We start from the raw sequence: 21,419 nt of genomic DNA on the forward strand, positions 1-21,419 counted from the left end.
CGGGACAGGACCGAGATGAGTGGCGTGCTGCTCCTCCAGATCGTCGCGATCCCGCTCCTCTGCTTCGCCGCGGCGCGCGACATCGCGACCCGGCTGATCCCCGACGGCGTCTCGATCGGCATCCTCGTCGCGGGCATCGCCGCCCGCGCCATGGTCGGCTGGACCGAGGCCGGCATCTCCCTGCTGGTCGCCATCGCGGTCTTCGCGGCCCTGCTGCCGCTCGCGATGCGCGGGCTGCTCGGGGGCGGCGACGTCAAGCTTATGGCGGCGCTCGCCGCGGGGCTCTCGCCCTTCGAGACCTGGTCCTTCGTGGTGGCCACGGTCTTCGCCGGCGGCGTCCTGGGCCTTGCATATATATTGGGACGCTACCTCGTCCCCGAGACCCGCCTTGCGCCGGGCGGCCCGCTGCTTCGCCGCGTCCTGGCGGTCGAGGCGCGGCGCGTCCGGCGCCGCGGGCCGCTTCCCTACGCCGTCGCGATCGCGATCGGCGGCACCCTTGTCCTCCTCAACTTGCCGGGAGCCTAAGCCATGTTCCTGCGGCTTCTTGTCATCTTCTCCCTGGTGCTGAGCGCCACCGGCCTCGGCATCCTGGGCCTGCAGCTCATGCAGCCGGCCGGCCAGCCCCAGCAGGTGGTGCGCGTGGAAGCGCCCCCCTCCGTCGCCCCCGTTCCGCGGGTGCGCATGGTGGTCGCGGCCAGGCCGCTGTCCATCGGCACGCTGCTGAAGGACGACGACCTGCGCGAGATGGAGATCCCCGGCGACGCGGTGCCCGAGGGCGCCTTCGTCGGCGGCGGCGAAGCGCTCGCCGAGCTGCGCGGCGCGCTGCTGCGCCGCTTCGTCGACCCGAACACGCCGATCATCCGCACCGACGTGCTGCGCCCGCGGGACCGCGGCTTCCTTGCCGCGGTGCTGCGGCCCGGCACGCGCGCCATCTCGATCGGCGTCGATGTCGTCACCGGCGCCTCCGGCCTGATCTGGCCGGGCGACGAGGTGGACCTGATCCTGACCCAGAACCTGCAGTCCGGCGGCCAAGAATCGCCTGGACGGCGAGTCGTCGGCGAGACCATCCTGTCGGCAGTCCGGGTGATTGCGGTGGACCAGCAGATCAGCCATAGCGGCACGGATGCTACGGCGGGACGTGTCGTTGCCCGCACCGTGACGCTCGAAGTGACGCCCGAACAGGCGGAACGGGTGGCGGTCGCGATGCAGCTCGGTCGCATCTCGCTGGTTGTGCGTTCGATCGAGGGCGTGCCCGAGGCCTCCGCGCCCCGGCCGTCCCTCGTGTTCGGTTCGGATGTCTCGTCGGCCCTGACGGGCCCCCAGGCACCCACGCCGGCGGCGCCGCGCATGCGCATCATCCAGGGCGGGTCGCAGCAGGAGGTTACGTTTCGATGATGCTGGTGCGCTTCACCGGGGAGAACGGCTCCCGCCCCCTGCGGGCAGGGACGGCCAACCCCGGACGGCTTCTCCTGTTGGCGGCGGTCTCGGCCTTCCCCCTTCTGGCCCTGTCCGCCGAGCCGGCGCGGAGCGCGGCGGCGGCTGATCCCGCCGCCGCCTCCGATGCGCCGGCCGTCGGCGTCCGCGTCGGCAGCCACCCGGGCTATGGCCGCGTCGTCTTCGACTGGAGCGCGCGCACCGACTACCAGGCCACGGTCGAGGGCGACACGCTCGTCCTCCGCTTCGCCGAGCCGGGCCGGCCCATGGTCGGCGCGGTCTCCGCCCCGCCGCGCAACGTGCTGGGCCTTGCCGCGACGGGCGGCGAGGTGCGGATCGCGGCGCGCGAAGGCGCCCGCTTCCGGCATTTCCACCACGGGCCGAAGCTCGTGGTCGACATCCTCGACCCCGGCGCGCCGGCGGCCATGGCGGCCGCCCCCCGGTCCGTCGCGACGGTCCCGACCGCCCTGGCCGAAGGCGCGCCGAGCACCGAGAACGTGCTGAGCGACCTTGCCGCCGCGACCCGGCTGCCCGCCCCGGCCGCCCCGGGCGCGGCGATGGCGCGGCTGGCGAGCACCTCGCCGATCGTGCCGTCCGCCCCGGCGAACGTGCTGGTGCCGGATGCGCTGGGCGCCCCGGCTTCGCGCGGCGTCCAGACCGTGCAGGCGCAGCAACTGCCCCCGACCCGCCCGCCGGCCTTCACCGTGCCGCTGCAGGCGCCGGGGACGACCTTCATCCCGCAGGCCCAGGCGCAGGGCTTCCCGCAGCAGGCCCCGCAGGTGCCGCAGGTCCCCGGCATGCCGCAGGTGTCGGCGCCCGCGCCGGGTGCGACGCTGACGCGCCCGCTGGTGCTCGAGCAGGGATCCGGCCGGTTGGTCGAACTGCCGGCGGCCGCGCTCACGGTGCTGGTCGCCGACCCGCGCATCGCGCGCGTGCAGCCGGCATCGCCCACCAGCCTCTTCATCATGGGCGTCAATCCGGGCCGGACGAACCTGATCGCGACGCGCGAGGACGGATCGCTGGTCGCGGAATTCGACATCAGCGTGCAGTCGAGCGCGGCCGGCGCGGCGCAGGTCGCCCCGGTCGGCGCCGCGGCCGCGATGCCCGCGGTCACCGCCGGCCAGGTGCAGAGCATGATCCGCCGCACGGTGCGCGGCGGGCAGAATGTGCGCGTGACCATGACCAACCGCGGCCCGATCGTGCTGTCGGGCATGGTGCCGACCGCCGCCGACGCCTCGCGCGCCGAGGCGGTGGCCAAGGGCATGGCCGGCGAGGGGCGGGAGGTGCTGAACAACCTCACCCTGCTGTCCGGCATCCAGGTGAACCTGCGCGTGCGGGTCGCCGAGATCTCCCGCGAAGTGACGCGCGACCTCGGCTTCAACTGGCTCGCGGCCTTCAACGACGGCACCTGGCAGCTCGGGCTGCGCACGGGCGGGGGCGTGGTGGGCAGCGTGATCGGGGCGATCACCGGCGCAGGCACGAGCACGGGCGGCCTGGTCGGCGCCAGCTTCAGAAGCGGCAATTTCGACATCAACAGCATCGTCGACGCGCTGGCGCAGGACCGCCTGATCACCATCCTCGCCGAGCCGAACCTCACGGCGCAGTCGGGCGAGATGGCCTCCTTCCTCGCGGGCGGCGAGTTCCCGGTCCCGGTCGCGGCCTCGGGCAACTCGAACGCGCTGACGGTGGAGTTCAAGCAGTTCGGCGTCAGCCTCGCCTTCGTGCCGACCGTGCTCAGCCCCGAGCGGCTGAACATGCGCGTCCGCCCGGAAGTCAGCGAATTGTCCGAGGCGAATTCGGTGGTCTTCCCCGTCGCCGGCGGCACGGTGCGCGTCCCGGGCCTGTCGGTCCGCCGCGCGGAGACGACGATCGAGGTCGGCTCGGGCCAGAGCTTCGCGATCGCGGGCCTGCTGAGCCGCAACTCCTCGATCAACAACAGCGGCATCACCGGCCTCGGCGACATCCCGGTGCTGGGCACGCTGTTCCGCTCCGACCGGTTCCGCCGCAACGAGACGGAGCTTGTGATCATCATCACGCCCTATCTCGTCCGGCCGGTGTCCGACCCCTCGGCGCTCGGGACGCCGCTCGACACCTTCCGGCCGGCGACGGATCTCGAGCGCGTGCTGATGCGCCGCCAGACCGGATCGCAGCCGCCCTATCGCCAGATCAGGCCGCCCGCGGCGGCCGGGTTCATCGTGGAGTGATGGCCATGCTTCGCCACCCCGCCCCCGTGCTTCTCGTCGCGCTCGGCCTCGCAGCCTGCGCCGACACGGATTTCGACCGCCCGTACACCTGGCAGGCGGATGGGATCAACGATCGCAACCTCCGCGCCATGATTGTCGACCCGGCGCATCTCGACCGCGGCGTGGGTGCCGCGACGGATCGCGGCCAGCAGGGCGCGGCGGCTGTCCGTGCGCTCGAGGCCGGCGCGCGGCCCGCCCTGCCGGCGGGCCTGTCCGACATCGGCGGCAGCGGCGGCGGTGCCGCCGGCGTGTCGCAGGGCGGCGGTGGCGGGGGAGGGGGCGGCGGTGGGCGCTGAACCTATGGCGATGCGTGAAGTCCCCGACGCCCAGCGCGGCGGGGCGATCACCTCGGCGGACCGTCCGACGCTCACGGTCTTCGTCTCGGACGAGGCGAGCGAGGCCGCCATCCGTGGCGGCCTGGGCGACGTGCTCGGGATGCAGATCCGGCGCGGCACGGTCCGCACGGCGGTGAAGTCGCTCGAGAAGGAAGTGACGCCCCGCATCCTGATCGTGGACATCAGCGGCGTGGAGGATCCTTTCGCCGCGCTCGACGACCTTGCCTCGGTCTGCACGCCGGACGTTCGCGTTCTTGTCGTTGGCGAGAGGACCGAAATCGGATTCTACCGCGACATTACCCGCAATATCGGCGTGCATGAATACCTGCACAAGCCGCTGACGCGTGACAATGTCGCGAGGCTGTTCGCCCCGCATGTCCAGGGCAGCAGCGATGTCGGCCAGGACCGCGGCGGCCAGGTGACGGTGGTCTGCGGCGTGCACGGCGGCGTCGGCGCGACGACGCTCGCGGTCAACCTCGCCCTGCAACTCGAGGAAGCGACGCACAGCCACGTCGCCATCCTCGACCTGCATCTGCGCGGCGGGACGGCGGCGATGATGCTGGGCGCGCGCGTCACCTCGGGCCTGCGCATCGCGCTCGAGGAACCCGAGCGCGTCGACAGCCTCTTCCTCGACCGCGTGGCGGTGCCGATCGGCGAACGCGTCCGCCTGATCGCGGCCGAGGAGCCGATGGAGGCCGATACCTGCCCGACCGAGGAAGGCGTGCGCCGCGTGATCGACATGCTGCGCCAGCGCTTCAACCATGTCGTGGTCGACCTGCCGATGCCGCCCGGGCCGGTGGAGAAGCTGGTCCTGCAGCGCGCGCGGCACGTCGTGCTCGTGCTTGGGCCGGATGTCGCGAGCATCCGCGACACGGTCTCGACCCGGAAGCTCGTCTCGACGACCGGCGCGCCGGGCCGTGTCATGACCGTGCTGAACGGCGCGGGACGCCGCGGCTACCTGCCGGACAAGCTGGTGGCCGAGGGCATCGGCGCGGCACCCGAGGTCGTGATTCCCGACCTGCCGCGCCAACTGCCGCGTGCGGCCAATCTCGGCCGCCCGGCGCTGCGCGACAGCCCGCCGCTGCGGCGCGCGCTGTCCCAGCTCACGCAGGAGATCGCGGCCGTGCGCGCGGCGGAAAGGTCCCGCTCGCTGTTCGCGCGGCTTTTCGGACGCGGAGGCTGAACCATGCGACCCTTCGGGCGACGGAGCGAGGGCACCTCGCAGCTCCCGGTGCCGATCTCGACCGATGGGATGGCGAGGTCGGTCAACCTTTCGGCCGCTGACATCGCGCTGTCGGACAGCGCGGAACTGGCGCGGCTGCGCACCCTGGTGCTCGAGCGGATCGACCCGGTCGTCGCGGGCGAATTGCCGCCGGCCGCGCTGCGCCAGCAGCTCGACGCCCTGGTGCATGAGCTCGCGAGCCGCGAGCGCATGGAGATCTCGGCGCGCGACCAGTCGCGCATCGCCGAGGAGATCGCGCGCGACATGGTGGGCTACGGCCCGCTCGAGCCGCTGCTGGCCGACGACACCATCAACGACATCATGGTGAACGGGCCGGACAACGTCTTCGTCGAAGTCCGCGGCAAGCTGATCCGCACCAATGTGCGCTTCCGCTCCTCCGCCCAGGTCGCGGCCATCGCGCAGAAGATCGCTGCGACCGTCGGCCGGCGCGTCGATGAATCGAGCCCGCTGTGCGACGCGCGCCTGCTCGACGGCTCGCGCGTCAACATCGTCTTCCCCCCGCTCGCGCTCGACGGGCCCTGCATCTCGATCCGTAAGTTCGCCAAGAAGCGCTACGACCTCGGCTCGCTCGCCGCGAACGGGTCGATGTCCGCGCCGGTGCAGCGGATCCTCGAGATCGCGGCGCGCTGCCGGCTGAACGTGGTGATCTCGGGCGGCACGGGCTCGGGCAAGACCACCATGCTCAACGCCATGTCGCGGCTGATCGACCATGGCGAGCGCATCGTCACGATCGAGGACGCGGCCGAACTCCAGCTGCAGCAGCCCCATGTGGTGCGCCTCGAGACCCGGCACGCCAACCTCGAGGGCCGCGGCGAGATCACCGCGCGCGAGCTCGTGCGCAACGCGCTGCGCATGCGGCCCGACCGGATCATCGTCGGCGAGGTCCGCGGCCCCGAGGCCTTCGACATGCTGCAGGCCATGAACACGGGCCATGACGGGTCCTTCTGTACCGTCCACGCCAACTCCTCCCGCGACGCGCTGACGCGTATCGAGAACATGGTGATGATGGGCCAGGCGACGCTGCCCTCGCGCGCCATCCGCACGCAGATCGCCGCGGCGGTCGACGTCATCGTGCAGATCGAGCGCATGCGCGACGGCGGCCGCCGCGTCTCCCAGGTCAGCGAGATCTGCGGCCTCGAAGGCGATGTCATCACGATGAACGACATCTTCACCTTCCAGTACGAGGGCGAGAACGCGGACGGGCGCCTGCGCGGCTCCTGGGTCTCGCCCGGCATGCGCCCGGCCTTCGTCGAGCGGCTCAACTACTTCGGCATGCTCGACCCCTGGATGCGCGCGCTCCAGGAGGCCTGAACATGGACCAGACCCTCCTCCTCGGCGTCGGCGCCCTCCTGACCCTCGCGCTCGTCACGGGGATCGTGACGCTCGTGAAGACGGGGCAGGCGCGCCGCCTGAAGGAGAGGGTCTCGGTCGCCGGCGCGCTGGAGTCGCAGGCCGCGCTGCAATCGGGGCTTCCGAGCATCCGGCTGCAGACCAACGAGACGCAGCCGCTGGTCCAGCGCTTCCTTCGCCTGCTGCGTTTCAACCCGGACCTGCCGCAGGAACAGGTCATCCCCTGGTGGCTGACCATCCTGCTCGGCGTGATCGCGGGCGCGCTCGGCGGCTACTACATCGGCTTCCTGATCGGCCGCTCGATGTCGGTGCCGCTCGGCATCGTGCTCGGCTTCTTCGCCATCCGCGGCCTGTTCGGCTGGCAGCACCAGCGCTACGTCGAATCGATGTTCGTCCAGATCCCGGACGCGATCGGGATGATGGTCCGCGCGATCCGCGCCGGCCTTCCGGTGGGCGAGGCGATGCGCAGCGTCGCGGCCGAGATGACGGCTCCGCTGCGCGAGGAATTCGCGCGCATGCTGGGTGATGTCGCCGTCGGCCGGCCGGTCGACCAGGCGCTGATGCGGCTGTACAAGCGCACCGAGCTGCCGGAATTCTCCTTCCTCGCGGTCACGCTCGGCCTGCAGTCCCAGACCGGCGGCAATCTGGCCGAGACGCTCGAGAACCTCGCCGACATCGTCCGCAAGCGCGTCGCGCTCGCCAAGCGGGCCAAGGCGCTGGCGGCGGAAGCGCGCATGCAGGCCGGTATCCTGATGGTGCTGCCCTACATCGCCGCGCTGGCCATGTCGCAGATCCAGGACTTCTACATCGAGAACTTCTTCTACAACCCGACCGGGCAGAAGCTGCTCATGGTCGGGCTCGGCTTCTCGGTGTTCGGCTACCTCGTGATCCGCTGGATGATCAAGCGCGCGGGATCGGATTGAGGCGATGATCGACCAGATCCAGGGTTCCGGGCTGCTCGCCGTCCTTGCCGTCGGCGGCGCCATATTCTTCGCCATCCTCGCCGCCGTGCTGCTCGCGCGCGGGGCGGAGGACAAGGACATCTCGGGCCGCGTGCGCGGCCTGGTGCGCCCCGCGGCCGACCAGCCCTCCGCCGTCGCCGGCGCCGCCGGCGCGAGCGCGGCTGCGGCGCCCTTCCGCCGCCTGGGCGAGATGCTGCGCAACACCGCCATCGTGTCCGAGAAGGACATCGGCGACTTCCAGATGGCGATCGCCGCGGCGGGGCTCAATCCGCGCGCCGCGGTGCCGACCTTCATCGGCGTCAAGGCGGTGCTGATGGTGGCGCTGCCGGTGCTCGCCTACGCCTACGCGCATGTGACGAACATGGGAGGGCCGCAGACCGCCTTCGTCGTCTTCGGCGGCATCTTCTTCTCGATCTTCGGGCCGAACTTCGTCCTGTCCTACCTGAAGGGCAAGCACCAGGAGAAGCTGCGCAAGGGCCTGCCGGACGCGCTCGACCTCCTTGTCGTCTGCGCCGAGGCGGGGCTCGGGATCGAGACCGCGCTCGACCGCGTCGCTCGGGAGATCGAGAACAGCAACCGCCCGCTCGCCATCGCCTTCCTCGTGCTGGTGCAGGAGCTGCGCATGCTGCCCGACCGCCGGCAGGCGCTGGAGCGCTTCGCCGAGCGTTCGGAATTCGACGGCTTCAAGCGTCTGGGCGGGACCCTGTCCCAGACCCTGAAGTACGGCACGCCGCTGGCCCAGGCCCTGCGGGTGCTGGCGGCCGAGATGCGCCAGGACCGCATGCTGCGGATCGAGGAGAAGGCGATCCGCCTGCCGGCGCTCTTGGTGATTCCGCTGATTCTCTTCATCATGCCGGCGGTCTTCATCGCCCTGGTCGGCCCTTCGGTGCTCGAACTCGGCAAGGGCCTCCTCTCCGGCATGGACCAGTGATGCGCAGCCCTTCAGCCCTGCTTCTCGCCCTTGCCCTCGGCGCTTGCGCGAACAGCGATGCGCCGCGCGACCCCGACACCGCCTCCCGCCTGCGCGTCGCCAGCACGGCGGAGTCGCAGGGGCAGATGGACGTGGCCCTGTCGATGTACGGCGCCGCCGCGGCGCGGGACCCGAACAATCCCGAGGTGCAGGCCCGCTTCGCCGGCGCCCTCATGCGCTCGGGCAACATGCGCCAGGCCGAGCAGGTGCTCGCCGCGGCGGTGGAACGTTCTCCCAACGCCCGGCCGCTGATGGTCACGCTCGGCCGGCTCCGCCTGCGCAACGGCGCGGCGGGGGAGGCGCTCGGCCTGTTCGACCGCGTGCTCGCCTCCGAACCGCGCAACGTCGACGCGCTCGACGGCCGCGGCGTCGCGCTCGACCTGATGGGCCGGCATCCGGAAGCGCAGGAGGCCTATCGCCGCGCCCAGGCGGTCGATCCCGACCGGATCTCGGTCGCCAACAACCTCGGCCTGTCGCTGCTGCTCGACGGCCGTCCGGACGAAGCCCGCGCGGTGCTCGAGCCGCTGGCCCGCCGGTCGGACGCGCCGCAGCGCGTCACCGCCAATTACGGCATCTCGCTCGCCGCCACGGGCGACGTCGCCGCGGCGCGCAACGTGCTCGGCGAGGAAGGCGGCGACGTCCGCGCCCTCGGCGAGAGCTTCCGCACGAACCGCCAGGTCATCGAGGTCACGCCCGGCGACGGGCGCAGCTGACCCTCCCATGCCCGGCGGCGCGGGGGAGATGCGCTGGCTGACCGGCGCGCGCGTGGCGCTGTTCGGCGGCGCGGTCGTGGCGCTCTACTTCGCCATCCTGCTCGTCGGCACGCTGTTCCGCGCCGACGGGGCCCCGCCCACCGACTTCCTTGCCTTCCACACGGCCGGCCGCCTCGCCCTCGCGGGACAGGCGCCACAGGCCTATCACTGGCATGTCCTGCAGGCCGCGCAGGCCGAGACGGTGGGCGCGCCGCCGGATGCGATCAGTTCCCTCGCCTGGCTGAACCCGCCGCATTTCTTCTTCGTGGTCATCCCCTTCGCGATGCTGCCTTACGCCTGGGGCTGGCTCGCCTGGGTGCTGGCGACGGGCGTGGTCCATGCCGCGGCCGCGTGGGCGGTGCTGGCGCGGCCGGCCGCCATGCTCGCCGCGCTCGCCGCCCCGCCGGTGCTGCTGACCGCGAGCGTGGGGCAGAACGGGCTGCTGACGGCGGGACTGATTGGCCTGACCTTCGCGCTGATGGACCGGCGGCCCTGGGCGGCGGGCCTCGCGCTCGGGCTGCTGACGGTCAAGCCGCAATTCGGCCTGCTGCTGCCGCTGATCCTGGCGCTGACCGGGCGCTGGCGGGTCTTCGCCGCCGCCGCGGCCGCGGCGCTCGCGGCCATGGCCTTGTCCTGGCTCGCCTTCGGGGGCGCGACCTGGCTCGCCTTCCTCCCCTCCATCGGGGGGAATGCCGAACGCTTCCTGGGCCCGGGGATCGAGGTCTCGCCCCGCATCCAGTCGGTCTTCGCCTTCGTCGCGCGGCTGACGGGGGCAGATCGCGCGGCGATGCTCGCGCACGGGATCGTGGCGCTGGCCGCCGCGGCGCTGACGCTGCGCCTGTGGCTGCGCCGGCCGGAAGGGCCCGAGGAAGCGCGCGCGGCGGCGGGCATCGCCTCGGCCTACCTGCTGACGCCCTATGTCTGGGGGTATGATTCGCCGGCCATCGCGATCGCGGTGCTGTTCCTCGCCCGCGCCGCGCTGCGCGACGGGTTCCTGCCCTGGGAAAAGCCGCTGCTGGTCGCGGCCTGCCTGTGGCCGGCGATGCTGGTCCTCCGCCCCTTTCCGCTGGTCATGCCGCTCGCCTGGGGGCTGGTGCTGTGGCTCGCCTGCCGGCGGGACCGGGCCTGGCGGTTCAGCCCGGCGCGGTGCGCGACGACGTCCTGAGGCACATGATGCGCGGCCGCGCCGGGCCGGCGGCCTGCGGGGTGCCGCGCAGGCGAAGCTCGACGCTCGGCGCGCCGACGATCGGCATCAGGTTCGGCTCGCGCGACCCCAGCAGCAGCACGGCGCCGCGGCCGGAGGCGCAAAGCCCCGCCATCTGCGGCCCGGGGAGCGGGATCACGCCCGGCGCCGGCCCGGGCATGAAGCCCTGGCCCGTCATCGCGGTCATGACTCGCTGGTGGTAGATCGCGCCGCGCTCGGGCGTCGCGGAGTGATATTGCGCGGTCGCCGTCGCCCAGTCCCCGGTGCGGGCATGCAGGGCGCGCAGGAAGCGCACGGCGTAGGCGACGTTGGTCGCGGGGTCGAAGCCGGCATCGACGCTGGGAAAGGCGTCCGGGTGGTGCAGAAGGTTGATCTGCATGCAGCCGATGTCGATGGACCGCACGCCGCGCGCCTGCAGGGCCTGCACCTCGGCGACGGCTTCCGGGCGGTTCGCCGCGTAGCGGCCTTCCCCGGCGGCGTTGTAGGACCAGGGCCAGGGCTGGACGCCGCCGCCCGGCGCGCGGCGGCCCGTTTCCACCCGCGCGATGGCGCCGAGCAGGCCCGGCGGCAGGCCGGAATTCGCCTCGGCCGCGGCGATGGCCTGGGCGCAGGCGCTCCAGGGATCGAGGCTCGAGACGATGACGGGCGCCGCGGCGGCGGCCGGCACGCGGGCGGCGACCTGGCGGGGCTGGGCGGCGGGGGCGGGGCGCGCCGGGGTTGCGGCCGGGCGCGCCTGGGCCATGCGCGCAGCCTCGGGCTGGCGGGGCGCGTTCGCTGCGGCGGGGAGTGCCATGAACGGCAGCGCCAGGCCGAGGGCCAGGGGCGCGAGGCGGCGTCGCATCGGCATGCGCCGGTCATGGACCGATCCGCCGCGCCGGGTCAAGTCCGAAGGCCAAGGGCTCATCGGGACGGATCAGAAATGATCCGCCCGCAGCACCTGGCATTCCGTGATGCTGACGATGGCCGGGCGGGCGCCGAGAAGTTCCGCCTGCGCGCCCATGATCCGCTCGGCCACCGCCTCCGACGCGATGCAGAGCACCACCACGTTGTCGTCGACCCCGCCCGGGTCCCCGGCGCGGCGGATGCCCTGCCGCCCGCGCCCGGCCAGCACCGGCAGCACCGTCCAGCCGGTCGCCCCCAGCCGGTCGAGCAGCGCCGTCACCGCCTCGGCCCGCACGGCCTCCACCACGATCTCGATCCGCTTGCGCGCGTGCACCGCTACCCCCCCGTCGCCGCCCTTGCCGCCCAGAGCCAGAGCGGGATGCCGGCCAGGATGTTGAACGGGAAGGTCACCGCGAGCGAGAGGGTCACGTAGATCCCGGCATCGGCCGAGGGCAGCGCCATGCGCATCGCCGCCGGCACCGCGATGTAGGAGGCCGAGGCCCCGAGCACCGCCATCAGCCCCACGCCGCCGGGCGAAAGCCCCGCCAGCAGCCCCGCCCCGAGCCCCGCCGCGCCGCCGATCAGCGGCATCAGCAGCGCGAATCCCACCAGCCGCGCATCGAGCCCGCGCCCGCGGTCGCGCAGGCGCCGCGCCGCCGTCAGCCCCATCTCCAGCAGGAAGAGGCAGAGCGCGCCGGGAAACAGCCCGGTGATGAAGGGCGCCAGTTGCCGGTCCGCCGCGGGGCCGGCGATCCAGCCGATCAGGAAGGCGCCGAGCAGCAGCACGACCGACCCGTTCAGCAGCACCTCATGCGCCAGTTCGCGCGGCCCGCCCGAGGTCGCCGCGCCGCCGCGGCGCGCGAGCAGCAGGGCGGTCAGGATGGCCGGCGTCTCCATCGCGGCGAGCACCGCCGGCATGAAGCCTTCATAGGGGATGCGCGCGGCGTCCAACTGCCCCGCCGCCGCGGCGAAGGTGACGACGCTGACCGAGCCGTAATGCGCCGAGACCGCCGCGGCCGTCGCGCGGTCCAGCCCCGTGCCGGCGCGCAGCATGGCATAGGCCGGGATGGGCAGCAGGGCGGACAGCGCCACGCCGAGCCCGAGCGCGGGCAGCATCGCCGCCGCGGCCCCGGGCTGCGCCACCGCGATGCCGCCCTTCAGCCCGATCGCCATCATCAGGTACAGCGACAGCGCCTTGGCCAGCGCATCCGGCACGGACAGGTCAGACCGCAACGCCGCCGCGGCGAAGCCGAGGGCGAAGAACAGCACGGGCGGCGGCAGCAGGTCGGCGATCGGCATGGGTGCGCGCTCTTGGCGGCCCGCCGCGCCGATGTCCAGGCCCCGATGGACTTTCGGCCCCGCGGTTGCGACCCTGCGGCCAACCAAGCACACCGGAGGAAACGACGATGGCCTTCACCCTGCCGCGCCGCGCGCTGCTCGCCGCACCGCTCGCCGCCCCCGCGCTGGTCCGGGCGCAGGGCAGCGCCTGGCGGCCGACGCGGCCCGTCACCTTCATCGTTCCCTTCGCGGCGGGGTCGGGGACCGACACGGTGACGCGGCTGCTGACCTCGCTGCTCGAGCAGGAATGGGGCATCCAGCCGGTGGTCGAGAACCGGCCCGGCGCGAACGGCGCCATCGCCGCGGTCGCGACCGCCCGCGCCGCGCCGGACGGGCACACTGTGATGATCACAACGAACAGCCCGCATGGCGCCACGCCGGCGCTGATGCGGCGCCCGACCTACGACGCGGTGGCGGATTTCACCGCCATCTCCCGCATGGGCACGTACATCTTCGTCTTCGCGGTGAACGACCAGGTGCCGGCCCGGACGATGGCGGAATTCCTGGCGCTGGCGAAGGCGCAGCCGGGCCGCTTCACCTGCGCGTCCGGCAACACCACGGGCGTAGTCGGCGCGGCGATGCTCAACCGGATCGGCGGCGTCGAGGTGACGCATGTCCCCTACCGGTCCTCGCCCCCCGCCATGACGGACGTGATCGCCGGGCGGGTGAGCTCGATGTTCGCCGATGTCGCGGCCTCCCGCGCCTTCCTCGCCGAGGGGAAGCTCAAGCCGCTCGGCATCACCTCGGCCCGCCGCACGCCGCTTTTCCCGGACTGGCCGGCCCTGTCCGAGGTGGGGCTGCCCGGATTCGAACTGCTGTCCTTCATGGGCGCCGTCGGCCCCGCCCGCATGCCGGAGGAAGCGGTCATGGCCTGGAACGGCGCGATCCGCCGCGTGTGGGAGCGGCCGGAGACGGAGCGGCGCCTGGGTGATTTCGGCATCGAGCGGGTCACCTCCACCCCCGCCGAATTCGGCACCTTCATCCGCGAGCAGATCGCCTTCTGGGGCGAGCAGGCGCGCGCGGCGGGGATCGAGCCCGAGTAACCGCCGGCCCGCCTCGTGGCAGGATTGCGGCGAGTACGGTGCTTGTTTTGACCGATTCATGACCAATATCGGCGCCACGCGCGAAGAGAATGGGGGAGGCCGCGCGCAACGCCCGAAGGGGGACCTGATGACCGTGAACGCCCGTGATTCCAATGCCCTGGCCCGTGCGATCGCCGATCTGGCCGACGGCAGCCTTGCCGACCGCATCCGCCTGGAGCAGGCGGCGCGCGTGATCGTCACCGCCCGTCGCGCCGCGCGCCTGGCCGATGCGGGCGCCATCGCCCTGCCGTCCGTGACGGACCCGGCGGTGCAGGCGGTCACCGAGATCGCCCGTCATTGGGACGAGATCGCCGTCACCGCCTTCGAATACGCGGAATCGCTGCCTGTCGCGGCGCTCGAGCGCCTGCTGCGCGCCGCGCCGTCCTGGGCCGCGGCCTTCGGCCCCACCGTCGCGCCGCGCCTCGCGGCCTGACCGTTACCCACCCGGCGCATGCGCGCCGGGTGTGCCCTGAGCCCATCCGCGCTATACCCGCGCACAATCGAAAGCGCGGAGGTATTGCATGGCGGGCAGCACGGGGACGCGAAGCAGGCCATCCAATGAGCCGCGGCGCGTCCTTCTCCTCACCGGCGCGTCGCGCGGCATCGGCCATGCGACCGTCAAGCGCTTCTCCGCCGCCGGGTGGCGCGTCATCACCGTCTCGCGCCAGCCCTTCCCCGAGCAATGCCCGTGGGAAATGGGGCCCGAGGACCATATCCAGCTCGACCTGACCGACCCTGCCGCGACCGAGCTCGCGGTCAAGGAGATCCAGGCGCGCCTCGCCCCCGACAACGGGCTGCTGCACGCCCTGGTCAACAACGCCGCCATCTCGCCGAAAGGGCCCGGCGGGTCGCGCCTCGGCTCGCTGGAGATGGACCTCGAGGGCTGGCTGCGCGTCTTCCGCGTGAACTTCTTCGCCCCCGTCCTGCTGGCGCGCGGGCTGGTGGAACCCCTGCAGCGCGCCAAGGGGTCGGTGGTGAACGTCACCTCGATCGCCGGGTCGCGCGTGCATCCCTTCGCCGGCGTCGCCTATTCCACCTCAAAGGCCGCGCTGGCCGGCCTGACGCGGGAGATGGCGAGCGACTTCGCGCCGCTCGGCATCCGCGTGAACGCGATCAGCCCGGGGGAGATCGACACCTCGATCCTGTCGCCCGGCACCGAGAAGATCGTGCGGGAGCAGATCCCCATGCGCCGGCTGGGCCGGCCGGAGGAAGTCGCGCAGGCGATCTACTTCCTCTGCACCGAGGCGTCGTCCTACGTGAACGGCGCGGAACTGCACATCAATGGCGGGCAGCATGTTTGATGCCTCAGGCGCCGGCGCGGAGTCTTTTTTGACCTCAGGCGCCGGCGCGGCCATCCGGCCGTTTGGGTTGCGCGCCGTGGACTGTCGCGCCCGGCACGGCTGATGGTCTGGGCGCGGTCGCGCTTTGCGCTCCCGGATCGAGGCGGGGCCTCGATCCGTTTGGGTGTGCCTCAGGCGCCGGCGCGCGCATCCGCGCGCTTGGCTTGCGCGCCGTGGACTGTCGCGCCTGGCGTGGCTGATGGTTTGGGCGCGGTCGCGCTTCGCGCTCGCGGATCGAGGCGGCGCGCGATCCGCCGGGGTGGTGCGGGTGGCTGAGGGCGCGGATGGCCGATAGCGCGGCTGCGCGGCCGCGCAGCGTCACGGCGCTGCGCCTGCTGCTGCCCTTCCTCCGTCCCTATCTGCTGCGCGCCGCGGGGGCCGCGACCGCGCTGGTCGCCGCCGCCGCGCTCACCCTCGCGGTCGGGCAGGGGCTGAAGCACATCATCGACGACGGGTTTTCCGGCGGGCCCGGCGCGCTGAACCAAGCGGCGCTGGTGATGGGCGGCATCGTCGCGGGACTCGGGGTCGCGACCTCGCTGCGCTACTACCTGGTCACCTGGCTCGGCGAACGCGTCGCGGCGGATTTGCGCGCGGCGGTGTTCGACCATCTGACGCGGCTCGACGCCACCTTCTACGACACCGCGCGCACCGGCGACCTGATGTCGCGGCTGACGGCGGATGTCGCGCTGCTGCAGTCGCTGATCGGCTCGGCCGTCTCGATGGGGCTGCGCAATGCGCTGACCGGCATCGGCGCCTTCGCCATGCTCGTGCTGACCAGCCCCAAGCTTGCCGGCATCATGGCGGTGGTCGTGCCGCTGGTCGTGCTGCCGATGATCGCCTTCGGGCGACGCGAACGGCGCCTGTCCAAGGCCGCGCAGGAACGCATCGCCGACCTCGCCGCCCGCGCCGAGGAAGCGATCAACGCCATGCGCACCGTCCAGGCCTTCACGCAGGAGGATGCGGAGCGGCGCCGCTACGGCGCCGATTCCGAACGCTCGGTGCAGGCGGCGCTGAAGCGCGTGGCGAACCGCACGGTGCTGATCCTCTCCGTCATCCTGCTCGGCTTCGGCGCCATCACCTTCGCCCTCTGGGTCGGCGGGCAGGACGTGATCGCGGGGCGGATGAGCGGCGGGGACCTGACCGCCTTCGTCTTCTACGCCGTGATGCTGGCGAGCGCGGGGGCGACCGTCAGCGAATTATGGGGCGAGATCCAGCGCGCCGCCGCGGCGGCCGACCGGCTGGGCGAGATCCTGATCGTCCGCCCCGCCATCGCCGCGCCGGCGGACCCGCTGCCCCTGCCGCCGCCGCAGGGCCGCGTCGCCTTCCGCGACGTCACCTTCCGCTACCCGTCGCGGCCGGAGACGAAGGCGCTCGACGGCTTCACGCTCGATGTCGCGCGGGGGGAAACGGTCGCGCTGGTCGGACCCTCGGGGGCGGGCAAGACCACGGTGCTCGCGCTGCTGCAGCGCTTCCACGACCCTGACAGCGGGCAGGTGCTGCTCGATGGCGTCGACATCGCGCGCGCGACGCCGCAGGAGGTGCGCGCGCGCCTCGGCGTCGTGCCGCAGGACCCGGTGATCTTCGGCGCGACCGTCGCCGACAACATCCGCTACGGCCGGCCCGAGGCGAGCGACTCCGAGGTCGCGGCCGCCGCCGAGGCCGCTTCCGCCGCCGGTTTCATCGCCGCGCTGCCCGAGGGATTCGCGACGCATCTCGGCGCGCGCGGCGTCACGCTCTCCGGCGGGCAGCGCCAGCGCATCGCGATCGCCCGCGCCATCCTGCGCGATCCGCCGGTGCTGCTGCTGGACGAGGCGACGAGCGCGCTGGATGCCGAAAGCGAGCATGCCGTGCAGCAGGCGCTCGCACGGCTGACGAGCGGGCGCACCACCATCGTCGTCGCCCATCGCCTAGCCACTGTGCGCCGCGCGGACCGGATCGTGGTGATGGAAGCCGGACGCATCGTCGCGACCGGCACGCATGAGGCGCTGCTGGCTGAAGGCGGGCTCTATGCGCGGCTGGCCGCGTTGCAGTTCACGGATGCCTGAAGGCGCGCGTTTTCGCCGCGCCTCCTGAACGGTTCCGGCGCACCCAAATCCTGGTTTCCAAAGGCCTTTCGGCCTTTGGTGGGGTGGTGCGGAGGGGCAAGGCCCCTCCGTTCAACCCTGGCCGAGGAAGTCCAGCACCGCCGCGTTGAACGCCGCCGGATTGTCCGCCTGGACGCTGTGCGCCGCGTTCGGGATCGTCACGCGCGTCGCGTTCGGCATAGCCCCTTCCAGCGCATCGAGGATCCGCCCGAATTGCGGCTGGGACTGGTTGCCGCCCATCAGCAGCGTGCGCGTGCGGATGCCTTCGGCCTCCGCGCGGCGATAGGGGCTGCGCTGCTCATGGATCTGGCCGAGCAGCGTGCGGGCATTGTCCCGGTTCACCGCCTTGCGCGCTTCCGACCGCTTGGCCCAGGCGCCGGGGCCGCCGGTATGCTCGGCGACGACGGTCAGGCCTTCCTCCTCCCGCCCCTCGGCGATCAGCGCGGCGGCCTTGGCGAAGGCGGAGGCCTGGTTGCCCGCCGGCGGCGCGCCGCCGAGGCTTTCGTCCAGTTCCCCGCCAGGTTCCACCAGCACCAGCGCCGCGATCAGTTCCGGATGGTGCTGGGCGACGCGGAAGGCGATGTGCCCGCCGCGCGAATGGCCCATCAGCCGCACCGGCCCGGCGCCGAGCGCGCGGATGAACCCGGCGATGTCGGCGGTGTGGCGCGCGATGGTGAAATCCCCGCCATCCTCCCACCGTCCGGGCCAGCAATGGCGCAGACTGACCGCCATCGCGCGGAAGCGTTCGCCGAAGGGCGCCATCTGCGCCGACCAGGACCGCTGATCGCCCAGCGTCCCGTGCACCATGACGAGCGGCGGGCCGGACCCGGCCTCGGCATAGGCGATGTCGTAGCCGTCGACGGCGATGCTCGGCATGGCGTTCCTCCTCAGGCCGCGCGCGCGGCGTCGATCAGCGCGCGGAAGCGCCGCACCACGGCGGGCAGTCCTTCGAACACGCTCTGCGAGATCAGGAAATGGCCGATGGAAACCTCGGTCACCTCGGGCCAGGCGGCGATCGGGCCGACCGTGTCGTAGGTCAGCCCGTGCCCGGCGTGGCAGAGCAGCCCGGCGGCGCGCGCCGCCTCGACGCCGCGCCGCAGCCGCGCGAGTTGCGCCGGCCGGTCGGCGACCGGGCCTTCGGCGTAGGTGCCGGTGTGCAGTTCGATCGCCTGCGCGCCGATGCGAGCGGCGGCCTCGATCTGCGCCGGATCGGCCTCGATGAAGATCGACACGCGCACATGCGCGGCGCGCAGCCGCTGCACGGCCTGCGCGAGGAACGGCCCGGCGCGCAGCACGTCGAGCCCGCCTTCGGTCGTCAGTTCCGCGCGCTTTTCCGGCACGATGCAGCAATAGGGCGGGCGGATGCGCTCGGCGAAGGCGACCATCTCCTCGGTCGCCGCCATCTCGAAGTTGAGCTGCGTCGCGACCTCGCCGCGGATGCGCTCCACGTCGCGGTCGCGGATGTGGCGGCGGTCTTCCCGCAGATGGACGGTGATGCCGTCGGCACCCGCCTCGACCGCGACGCGCGCGGCCTCGACCGGGCAGGGGAAGGTCCCGCCGCGCGCGTTGCGCAGCGTGGCGACGTGATCGACGTTCACCGAGAGATCGAGATGCGTCATGCGAAACCCCTGGCGCGCGCCAGTTCCGCCGCCAGGCGGATGGCCGCGATCAATGATGCAGGATCGGCGCGGCCCGTCCCCGCGATGTCGAGCGCCGTGCCGTGGTCCGGGCTGGTGCGCACGATGGACAGGCCGAGCGTGACGTTCACGCCGCCCGCCATGTCGAGCGTCTTGATCGGGATCAGCACCTGGTCGTGATACAGGCCGATCGCCGCGTCGTAGGTGGGCCGCGCCAGCGCGGTGAACATGGTGTCGGGCGGCATCGGGCCGCGCGCGTCGATCCCCTCCGCACGGAGCGTCGCGACGGCGGGGGCGACGATCTCGATATCCTCCCGCCCCATCGTGCCCGCTTCCCCCGCATGCGGGTTGAGCCCCGCGATGGCGAGCCGTGGTGCCGCGATGCCGAATTCGTCGCGCAGCGCGCGGGCGGTGATGCGCGCCGTCTCGACGATCATGGCGGGCGTCAGCCGCGCGATGGCGCGCGCGAGCGCCTCATGCACCGTGACGGGCACGACGCGGAGTTCGGGGCAGGCGAGCATCATCACGGGCGGGATGCCGGTGCCCGCGATCTCGCCCAGATATTCGGTGTGGCCCGGGTGCTTGAAGCCGGCGGCCGTGAGCGTCGCTTTCTGGATCGGGTTGGTCACCACGCCGGCGGCGCGGCCCGCCTTGGCCAGTTCGACCGCCTCGGTGATCGCGGCGATGGTCGCGGCCGCGTTCGCGGTGTCCGGCCGGCCGGGCACGGGTGGGGCGGGCAGCGGGCGGTGCAGCACGGGCAGCGCATCAGGGAAGACCGCCGCCGCGTCCTCGGGTGCCGCGATGGCGCGCACCGGCACCGCGAAGGGCCGCGTCGCGTCGTCGATCAGGAAGAAGGCCGGGCCGGCCGCGCGCAGCGCCGTCCAGGCGCCGGCGGCGATCTCGGCGCCGATGCCGGCGGGTTCTCCCATGGTGAGGGCAAGCGGGCGCATCGCCCCGGATGTAGCCCCGCAGCCGGCGTCTGGCGAGGGCTTGCGCCGGCGCAAGCCTGGGCGTGCCTGCCATGCTATCCAGACGTCATGGAGTTCCTGGCGAATTGCCTCCATGACCTGACGGCGATCGGCCCGGGCGGGGTGCCGATGGTGATGGCCGCGCTGTTCCTGGCGGGGCTGGCCGGCGGTGCGACGCATTGCGCGGGCATGTGCGGGCCCTTCGTCATCGCCCAATCGGCCGCGGTCGCGGACCGCGCGGCGGCCGGCGGGATGCTGGCGCGGATTTCGGGTGCGGCGCTCGCGCCCTATCACCTGGGGCGCGCGCTGGGCTACGGGCTGCTCGGCGCGCTGGCCGGCGGCTTCGCGGGGCTTGTCGCGCTCGGCACGGGGCTGCGCTTCCTGCTCGCCGCGCTGCTGGTCCTCGCGGCGCTGCTGATGCTGGCGCAGGCGAGCGCGCGCATCGCAGCGCTGCTGCCGCGCCTTCCCGCGCCGCGCCTGCCGGCGGGGATCGAGGCGCGCATGGGCGCGCTGATCGCGGCACCCACGGGGCTGCGCGGTGTCGCACTCGGCCTGATGCTCTCGGCGCTGCCCTGCGGGCTGCTCTATGGCGCGCTGGCGGCAGCCGCGGCGACCGGATCGGCGCTTGGCGGCGCGCTCGCCATGCTCGCCTTCGTCGCCGGAACGGTGCCGGCGCTGGTGGGCGTGGCGTTGCTCGGGCGCTTCTTCGGGCGGCGCGCGGGGCCGGGGATGCGCGTCGCGGGTGCCGCGCTGTTCGCGCTGAACGGCGTGATGCTGGGCGCGATGGCGGTCAGGCTCGTGGCCTGACGCCTACCGCACCAGGTCGCGATAGGCGTGCCAGGTGGCGTGCCCGACCAGCGGGATCACCAGCGCGAGGCCCAGGAAGAAGGGCACCATGGCCATCGCCGTGAACACCACGATCAGCCCGGCCCAGAAGATCATCGCCGGCGGGTTGGCGATGACGGCGCGGACGGAGACCGAGATCGCCTCCATCGCCGTGATGTCCTTGTCGACCAGCATGGGGATCGAGACGGCGGAGATGGCGAAGGCGCCGGCCGCCAGCACCGCGCCGGCGGCCGTGCCCACGATGAGGAAGGGGAGCAGCATGGGCGAGCGCAGCATCGCCATGGGCAGGTCCTCGAGCGCCGGGGCGAAGTTGATGCCAAACATCAGCATGAAGACCAGCGCCGCCACGCGCACCCAGAACAGGTGCAGGATCAGCAGCACGACGCCCATGAAGGCGAGTTGCCCCGCATTGCGCGTATAGCCCTTGAGGCAGGCGGCGAAGGTGACGGGCTGGCCTTCCTCGCGCAGGCGCGATGCCTCGTAGAGCCCGGCGGCGAGGATCGGCGCCACCATGAAGAAGCCGGCCGAGGCCGGCAGGATCGCCCAGGCTGTGCGCGCCCAGAGCAGCAGCAGCGCCAGCGCCCAGCCGCCGAGCGTCAGCGCGCCGCCGTAGAAGAAGCCGATCTGCGGATTGGCCATCAGGTCCCGCCATCCCGCCGTCAGCCACGCCCAGGGCCGATCGGGCGGCACGGTGCGAATCAGGGCGGGTCGGCGCGTGGCGCTGTCCGCTTCGCTCGGCATGGCGCGGT

Annotated in this window: 22 protein-coding genes; 15 read left to right on the forward strand and 7 right to left on the reverse strand. The window is 72.8% G+C overall.

Going from position 1 to position 21,419, the window contains the following annotated elements:
- Positions 1–15: 15 nt before the first annotated feature.
- Genes J5Y09_RS12340 through J5Y09_RS12385 form a run of 10 tightly spaced genes read left to right on the forward strand, consistent with a single transcriptional unit; the run spans position 16 to position 10,454 of the window.
- Positions 16–525 (forward strand): A24 family peptidase, encoded by a 510-nt coding sequence (locus J5Y09_RS12340; protein WP_209352100.1) that lies wholly within the window; start codon positions 16–18, stop codon positions 523–525.
- Between the two features lie 3 nt (positions 526–528).
- Positions 529–1,395 carry a Flp pilus assembly protein CpaB gene (gene cpaB / locus J5Y09_RS12345; protein ID WP_209352101.1) on the forward strand — a complete coding sequence of 289 codons (867 nt, stop codon included), beginning with the start codon at positions 529–531 and terminating at the stop codon, positions 1,393–1,395.
- Positions 1,392–3,638, forward strand: coding sequence for a type II and III secretion system protein family protein (locus tag J5Y09_RS12350; protein WP_209352102.1), 2,247 nt, complete (start codon positions 1,392–1,394; stop codon positions 3,636–3,638). The genes cpaB and J5Y09_RS12350 overlap by 4 nt, the downstream gene beginning before the upstream one ends.
- A 5-nt stretch (positions 3,639–3,643) precedes the next feature.
- A complete protein-coding gene (locus J5Y09_RS12355; RefSeq protein WP_209352103.1) occupies positions 3,644–3,973 on the forward strand; it encodes a hypothetical protein in 330 nt (109 codons plus the stop codon).
- A 10-nt stretch (positions 3,974–3,983) separates the two neighbouring features.
- A complete protein-coding gene (locus J5Y09_RS12360) occupies positions 3,984–5,195 on the forward strand; it encodes a CpaE/TadZ family protein (RefSeq protein WP_209352104.1) in 1,212 nt (403 codons plus the stop codon).
- A gap of 3 nt (positions 5,196–5,198) precedes the next feature.
- A complete protein-coding gene (locus J5Y09_RS12365; RefSeq protein WP_245217084.1) occupies positions 5,199–6,566 on the forward strand; it encodes a TadA family conjugal transfer-associated ATPase in 1,368 nt (455 codons plus the stop codon).
- Positions 6,567–6,568: 2 nt separating this feature from the next.
- On the forward strand, positions 6,569–7,528 hold the full coding sequence (locus tag J5Y09_RS12370; RefSeq protein WP_209352105.1) for a type II secretion system F family protein: 960 nt from the start codon (positions 6,569–6,571) through the stop codon (positions 7,526–7,528).
- Positions 7,529–7,532: 4 nt separating this feature from the next.
- A complete protein-coding gene (locus tag J5Y09_RS12375) occupies positions 7,533–8,498 on the forward strand; it encodes a type II secretion system F family protein (RefSeq protein WP_209352106.1) in 966 nt (321 codons plus the stop codon).
- Positions 8,498–9,250, forward strand: coding sequence for a tetratricopeptide repeat protein (locus J5Y09_RS12380; RefSeq protein ID WP_209352107.1), 753 nt, complete (start codon positions 8,498–8,500; stop codon positions 9,248–9,250). The genes J5Y09_RS12375 and J5Y09_RS12380 overlap by 1 nt, the downstream gene beginning before the upstream one ends.
- 7 nt (positions 9,251–9,257) lie before the next feature.
- Positions 9,258–10,454: a glycosyltransferase family 87 protein gene (locus J5Y09_RS12385; RefSeq protein WP_209352108.1), complete on the forward strand. Its 1,197-nt coding sequence runs from the start codon at positions 9,258–9,260 to the stop codon at positions 10,452–10,454.
- On the opposite strand, the gene J5Y09_RS12390 is transcribed toward J5Y09_RS12385, so the two are convergent.
- From J5Y09_RS12390 to J5Y09_RS12400, 3 genes are all read right to left on the reverse strand, one after another.
- The gene (locus J5Y09_RS12390) at positions 10,423–11,340 is read right to left on the reverse strand and encodes a lytic transglycosylase domain-containing protein (RefSeq protein ID WP_209352109.1); all 918 of its coding nucleotides are present in this window, start codon (positions 11,338–11,340) and stop codon (positions 10,423–10,425) included. The two genes, J5Y09_RS12385 and J5Y09_RS12390, sit on opposite strands and share 32 nt — an antisense overlap.
- Positions 11,341–11,406: 66 nt before the next feature.
- Entirely contained in the window at positions 11,407–11,709 is a 303-nt protein-coding gene (locus J5Y09_RS12395; protein WP_209352110.1) for a P-II family nitrogen regulator, read from the reverse strand.
- A gap of 2 nt (positions 11,710–11,711) precedes the next feature.
- The gene (locus J5Y09_RS12400; protein ID WP_209352111.1) at positions 11,712–12,674 is read right to left on the reverse strand and encodes a sodium-dependent bicarbonate transport family permease; all 963 of its coding nucleotides are present in this window, start codon (positions 12,672–12,674) and stop codon (positions 11,712–11,714) included.
- Between the two features lie 107 nt (positions 12,675–12,781).
- Here J5Y09_RS12400 and J5Y09_RS12405 point away from each other — a divergent pair, with 107 nt between their 5' ends.
- From J5Y09_RS12405 to J5Y09_RS12420, 4 genes are all read left to right on the forward strand, one after another.
- Positions 12,782–13,756, forward strand: a complete 975-nt coding sequence (locus J5Y09_RS12405; RefSeq protein ID WP_209352112.1) for a Bug family tripartite tricarboxylate transporter substrate binding protein — start codon at positions 12,782–12,784, stop codon at positions 13,754–13,756.
- A 127-nt stretch (positions 13,757–13,883) separates the two neighbouring features.
- Complete coding sequence (locus J5Y09_RS12410) at positions 13,884–14,228, forward strand: hypothetical protein (protein WP_209352113.1); 345 nt, start codon at positions 13,884–13,886, stop codon at positions 14,226–14,228.
- 88 nt (positions 14,229–14,316) lie between these two features.
- A complete protein-coding gene (locus J5Y09_RS12415; RefSeq protein WP_209352114.1) occupies positions 14,317–15,096 on the forward strand; it encodes an SDR family NAD(P)-dependent oxidoreductase in 780 nt (259 codons plus the stop codon).
- 323 nt (positions 15,097–15,419) lie between these two features.
- Complete coding sequence (locus tag J5Y09_RS12420) at positions 15,420–17,180, forward strand: ABC transporter transmembrane domain-containing protein (RefSeq protein WP_209352115.1); 1,761 nt, start codon at positions 15,420–15,422, stop codon at positions 17,178–17,180.
- A gap of 111 nt (positions 17,181–17,291) precedes the next feature.
- Here J5Y09_RS12420 and J5Y09_RS12425 read toward each other — a convergent pair whose 3' ends face one another.
- The 3 genes from J5Y09_RS12425 to pdxA are packed head-to-tail and all read right to left on the reverse strand — an operon-like array spanning position 17,292 to position 19,806.
- Positions 17,292–18,095: an alpha/beta fold hydrolase gene (locus J5Y09_RS12425; RefSeq protein WP_209352116.1), complete on the reverse strand. Its 804-nt coding sequence runs from the start codon at positions 18,093–18,095 to the stop codon at positions 17,292–17,294.
- Between the two features lie 11 nt (positions 18,096–18,106).
- On the reverse strand, positions 18,107–18,838 hold the full coding sequence (locus J5Y09_RS12430) for a pyridoxine 5'-phosphate synthase (RefSeq protein ID WP_209352117.1): 732 nt from the start codon (positions 18,836–18,838) through the stop codon (positions 18,107–18,109).
- A complete protein-coding gene (gene pdxA / locus J5Y09_RS12435) occupies positions 18,835–19,806 on the reverse strand; it encodes a 4-hydroxythreonine-4-phosphate dehydrogenase PdxA (RefSeq protein WP_209352118.1) in 972 nt (323 codons plus the stop codon). Before pdxA ends, J5Y09_RS12430 begins: the two co-directional genes overlap by 4 nt.
- An 87-nt stretch (positions 19,807–19,893) precedes the next feature.
- Between pdxA and J5Y09_RS12440 the strand changes: the two genes are divergently transcribed.
- Positions 19,894–20,631, forward strand: coding sequence for a sulfite exporter TauE/SafE family protein (locus tag J5Y09_RS12440; RefSeq protein ID WP_209352119.1), 738 nt, complete (start codon positions 19,894–19,896; stop codon positions 20,629–20,631).
- Positions 20,632–20,634: 3 nt separating this feature from the next.
- Here the strand turns inward: J5Y09_RS12440 and J5Y09_RS12445 are convergent, their stop codons facing one another.
- Positions 20,635–21,411, reverse strand: coding sequence for a DUF2189 domain-containing protein (locus tag J5Y09_RS12445; RefSeq protein WP_209352120.1), 777 nt, complete (start codon positions 21,409–21,411; stop codon positions 20,635–20,637).
- Positions 21,412–21,419: the final 8 nt, after the last annotated feature.

Origin of the sequence: Roseomonas nitratireducens (assembly GCF_017813355.1) — a bacterium.
Lineage (GTDB): Bacteria > Pseudomonadota > Alphaproteobacteria > Acetobacterales > Acetobacteraceae > Neoroseomonas > Neoroseomonas nitratireducens.

Bases quoted from the DNA above. Each gene is read 5' to 3' on its own strand.
- J5Y09_RS12375 (WP_209352106.1), top strand. From the start codon at position 7,533: ATGATCGACCAGATCCAGGGTTCCGGGCTGCTCGCCGTCCTTGCCGTC.
- J5Y09_RS12420 (WP_209352115.1), top strand. From the start codon at position 15,420: ATGGCCGATAGCGCGGCTGCGCGGCCGCGCAGCGTCACGGCGCTGCGC.
- J5Y09_RS12405 (WP_209352112.1), top strand. From the start codon at position 12,782: ATGGCCTTCACCCTGCCGCGCCGCGCGCTGCTCGCCGCACCGCTCGCC.
- J5Y09_RS12425 (WP_209352116.1), bottom strand. From the start codon at position 18,095: ATGCCGAGCATCGCCGTCGACGGCTACGACATCGCCTATGCCGAGGCC.
- pdxA (WP_209352118.1), bottom strand. From the start codon at position 19,806: ATGCGCCCGCTTGCCCTCACCATGGGAGAACCCGCCGGCATCGGCGCC.
- J5Y09_RS12380 (WP_209352107.1), top strand. From the start codon at position 8,498: ATGCGCAGCCCTTCAGCCCTGCTTCTCGCCCTTGCCCTCGGCGCTTGC.
- J5Y09_RS12350 (WP_209352102.1), top strand. From the start codon at position 1,392: ATGATGCTGGTGCGCTTCACCGGGGAGAACGGCTCCCGCCCCCTGCGG.
- J5Y09_RS12340 (WP_209352100.1), top strand. From the start codon at position 16: ATGAGTGGCGTGCTGCTCCTCCAGATCGTCGCGATCCCGCTCCTCTGC.
- J5Y09_RS12440 (WP_209352119.1), top strand. From the start codon at position 19,894: ATGGAGTTCCTGGCGAATTGCCTCCATGACCTGACGGCGATCGGCCCG.
- J5Y09_RS12445 (WP_209352120.1), bottom strand. From the start codon at position 21,411: ATGCCGAGCGAAGCGGACAGCGCCACGCGCCGACCCGCCCTGATTCGC.
- J5Y09_RS12385 (WP_209352108.1), top strand. From the start codon at position 9,258: ATGCCCGGCGGCGCGGGGGAGATGCGCTGGCTGACCGGCGCGCGCGTG.
- J5Y09_RS12410 (WP_209352113.1), top strand. From the start codon at position 13,884: ATGACCGTGAACGCCCGTGATTCCAATGCCCTGGCCCGTGCGATCGCC.
- J5Y09_RS12430 (WP_209352117.1), bottom strand. From the start codon at position 18,838: ATGACGCATCTCGATCTCTCGGTGAACGTCGATCACGTCGCCACGCTG.
- J5Y09_RS12365 (WP_245217084.1), top strand. From the start codon at position 5,199: ATGCGACCCTTCGGGCGACGGAGCGAGGGCACCTCGCAGCTCCCGGTG.
- J5Y09_RS12415 (WP_209352114.1), top strand. From the start codon at position 14,317: ATGGCGGGCAGCACGGGGACGCGAAGCAGGCCATCCAATGAGCCGCGG.
- J5Y09_RS12355 (WP_209352103.1), top strand. From the start codon at position 3,644: ATGCTTCGCCACCCCGCCCCCGTGCTTCTCGTCGCGCTCGGCCTCGCA.
- J5Y09_RS12400 (WP_209352111.1), bottom strand. From the start codon at position 12,674: ATGCCGATCGCCGACCTGCTGCCGCCGCCCGTGCTGTTCTTCGCCCTC.
- cpaB (WP_209352101.1), top strand. From the start codon at position 529: ATGTTCCTGCGGCTTCTTGTCATCTTCTCCCTGGTGCTGAGCGCCACC.
- J5Y09_RS12370 (WP_209352105.1), top strand. From the start codon at position 6,569: ATGGACCAGACCCTCCTCCTCGGCGTCGGCGCCCTCCTGACCCTCGCG.
- J5Y09_RS12390 (WP_209352109.1), bottom strand. From the start codon at position 11,340: ATGCCGATGCGACGCCGCCTCGCGCCCCTGGCCCTCGGCCTGGCGCTG.
- J5Y09_RS12360 (WP_209352104.1), top strand. From the start codon at position 3,984: ATGCGTGAAGTCCCCGACGCCCAGCGCGGCGGGGCGATCACCTCGGCG.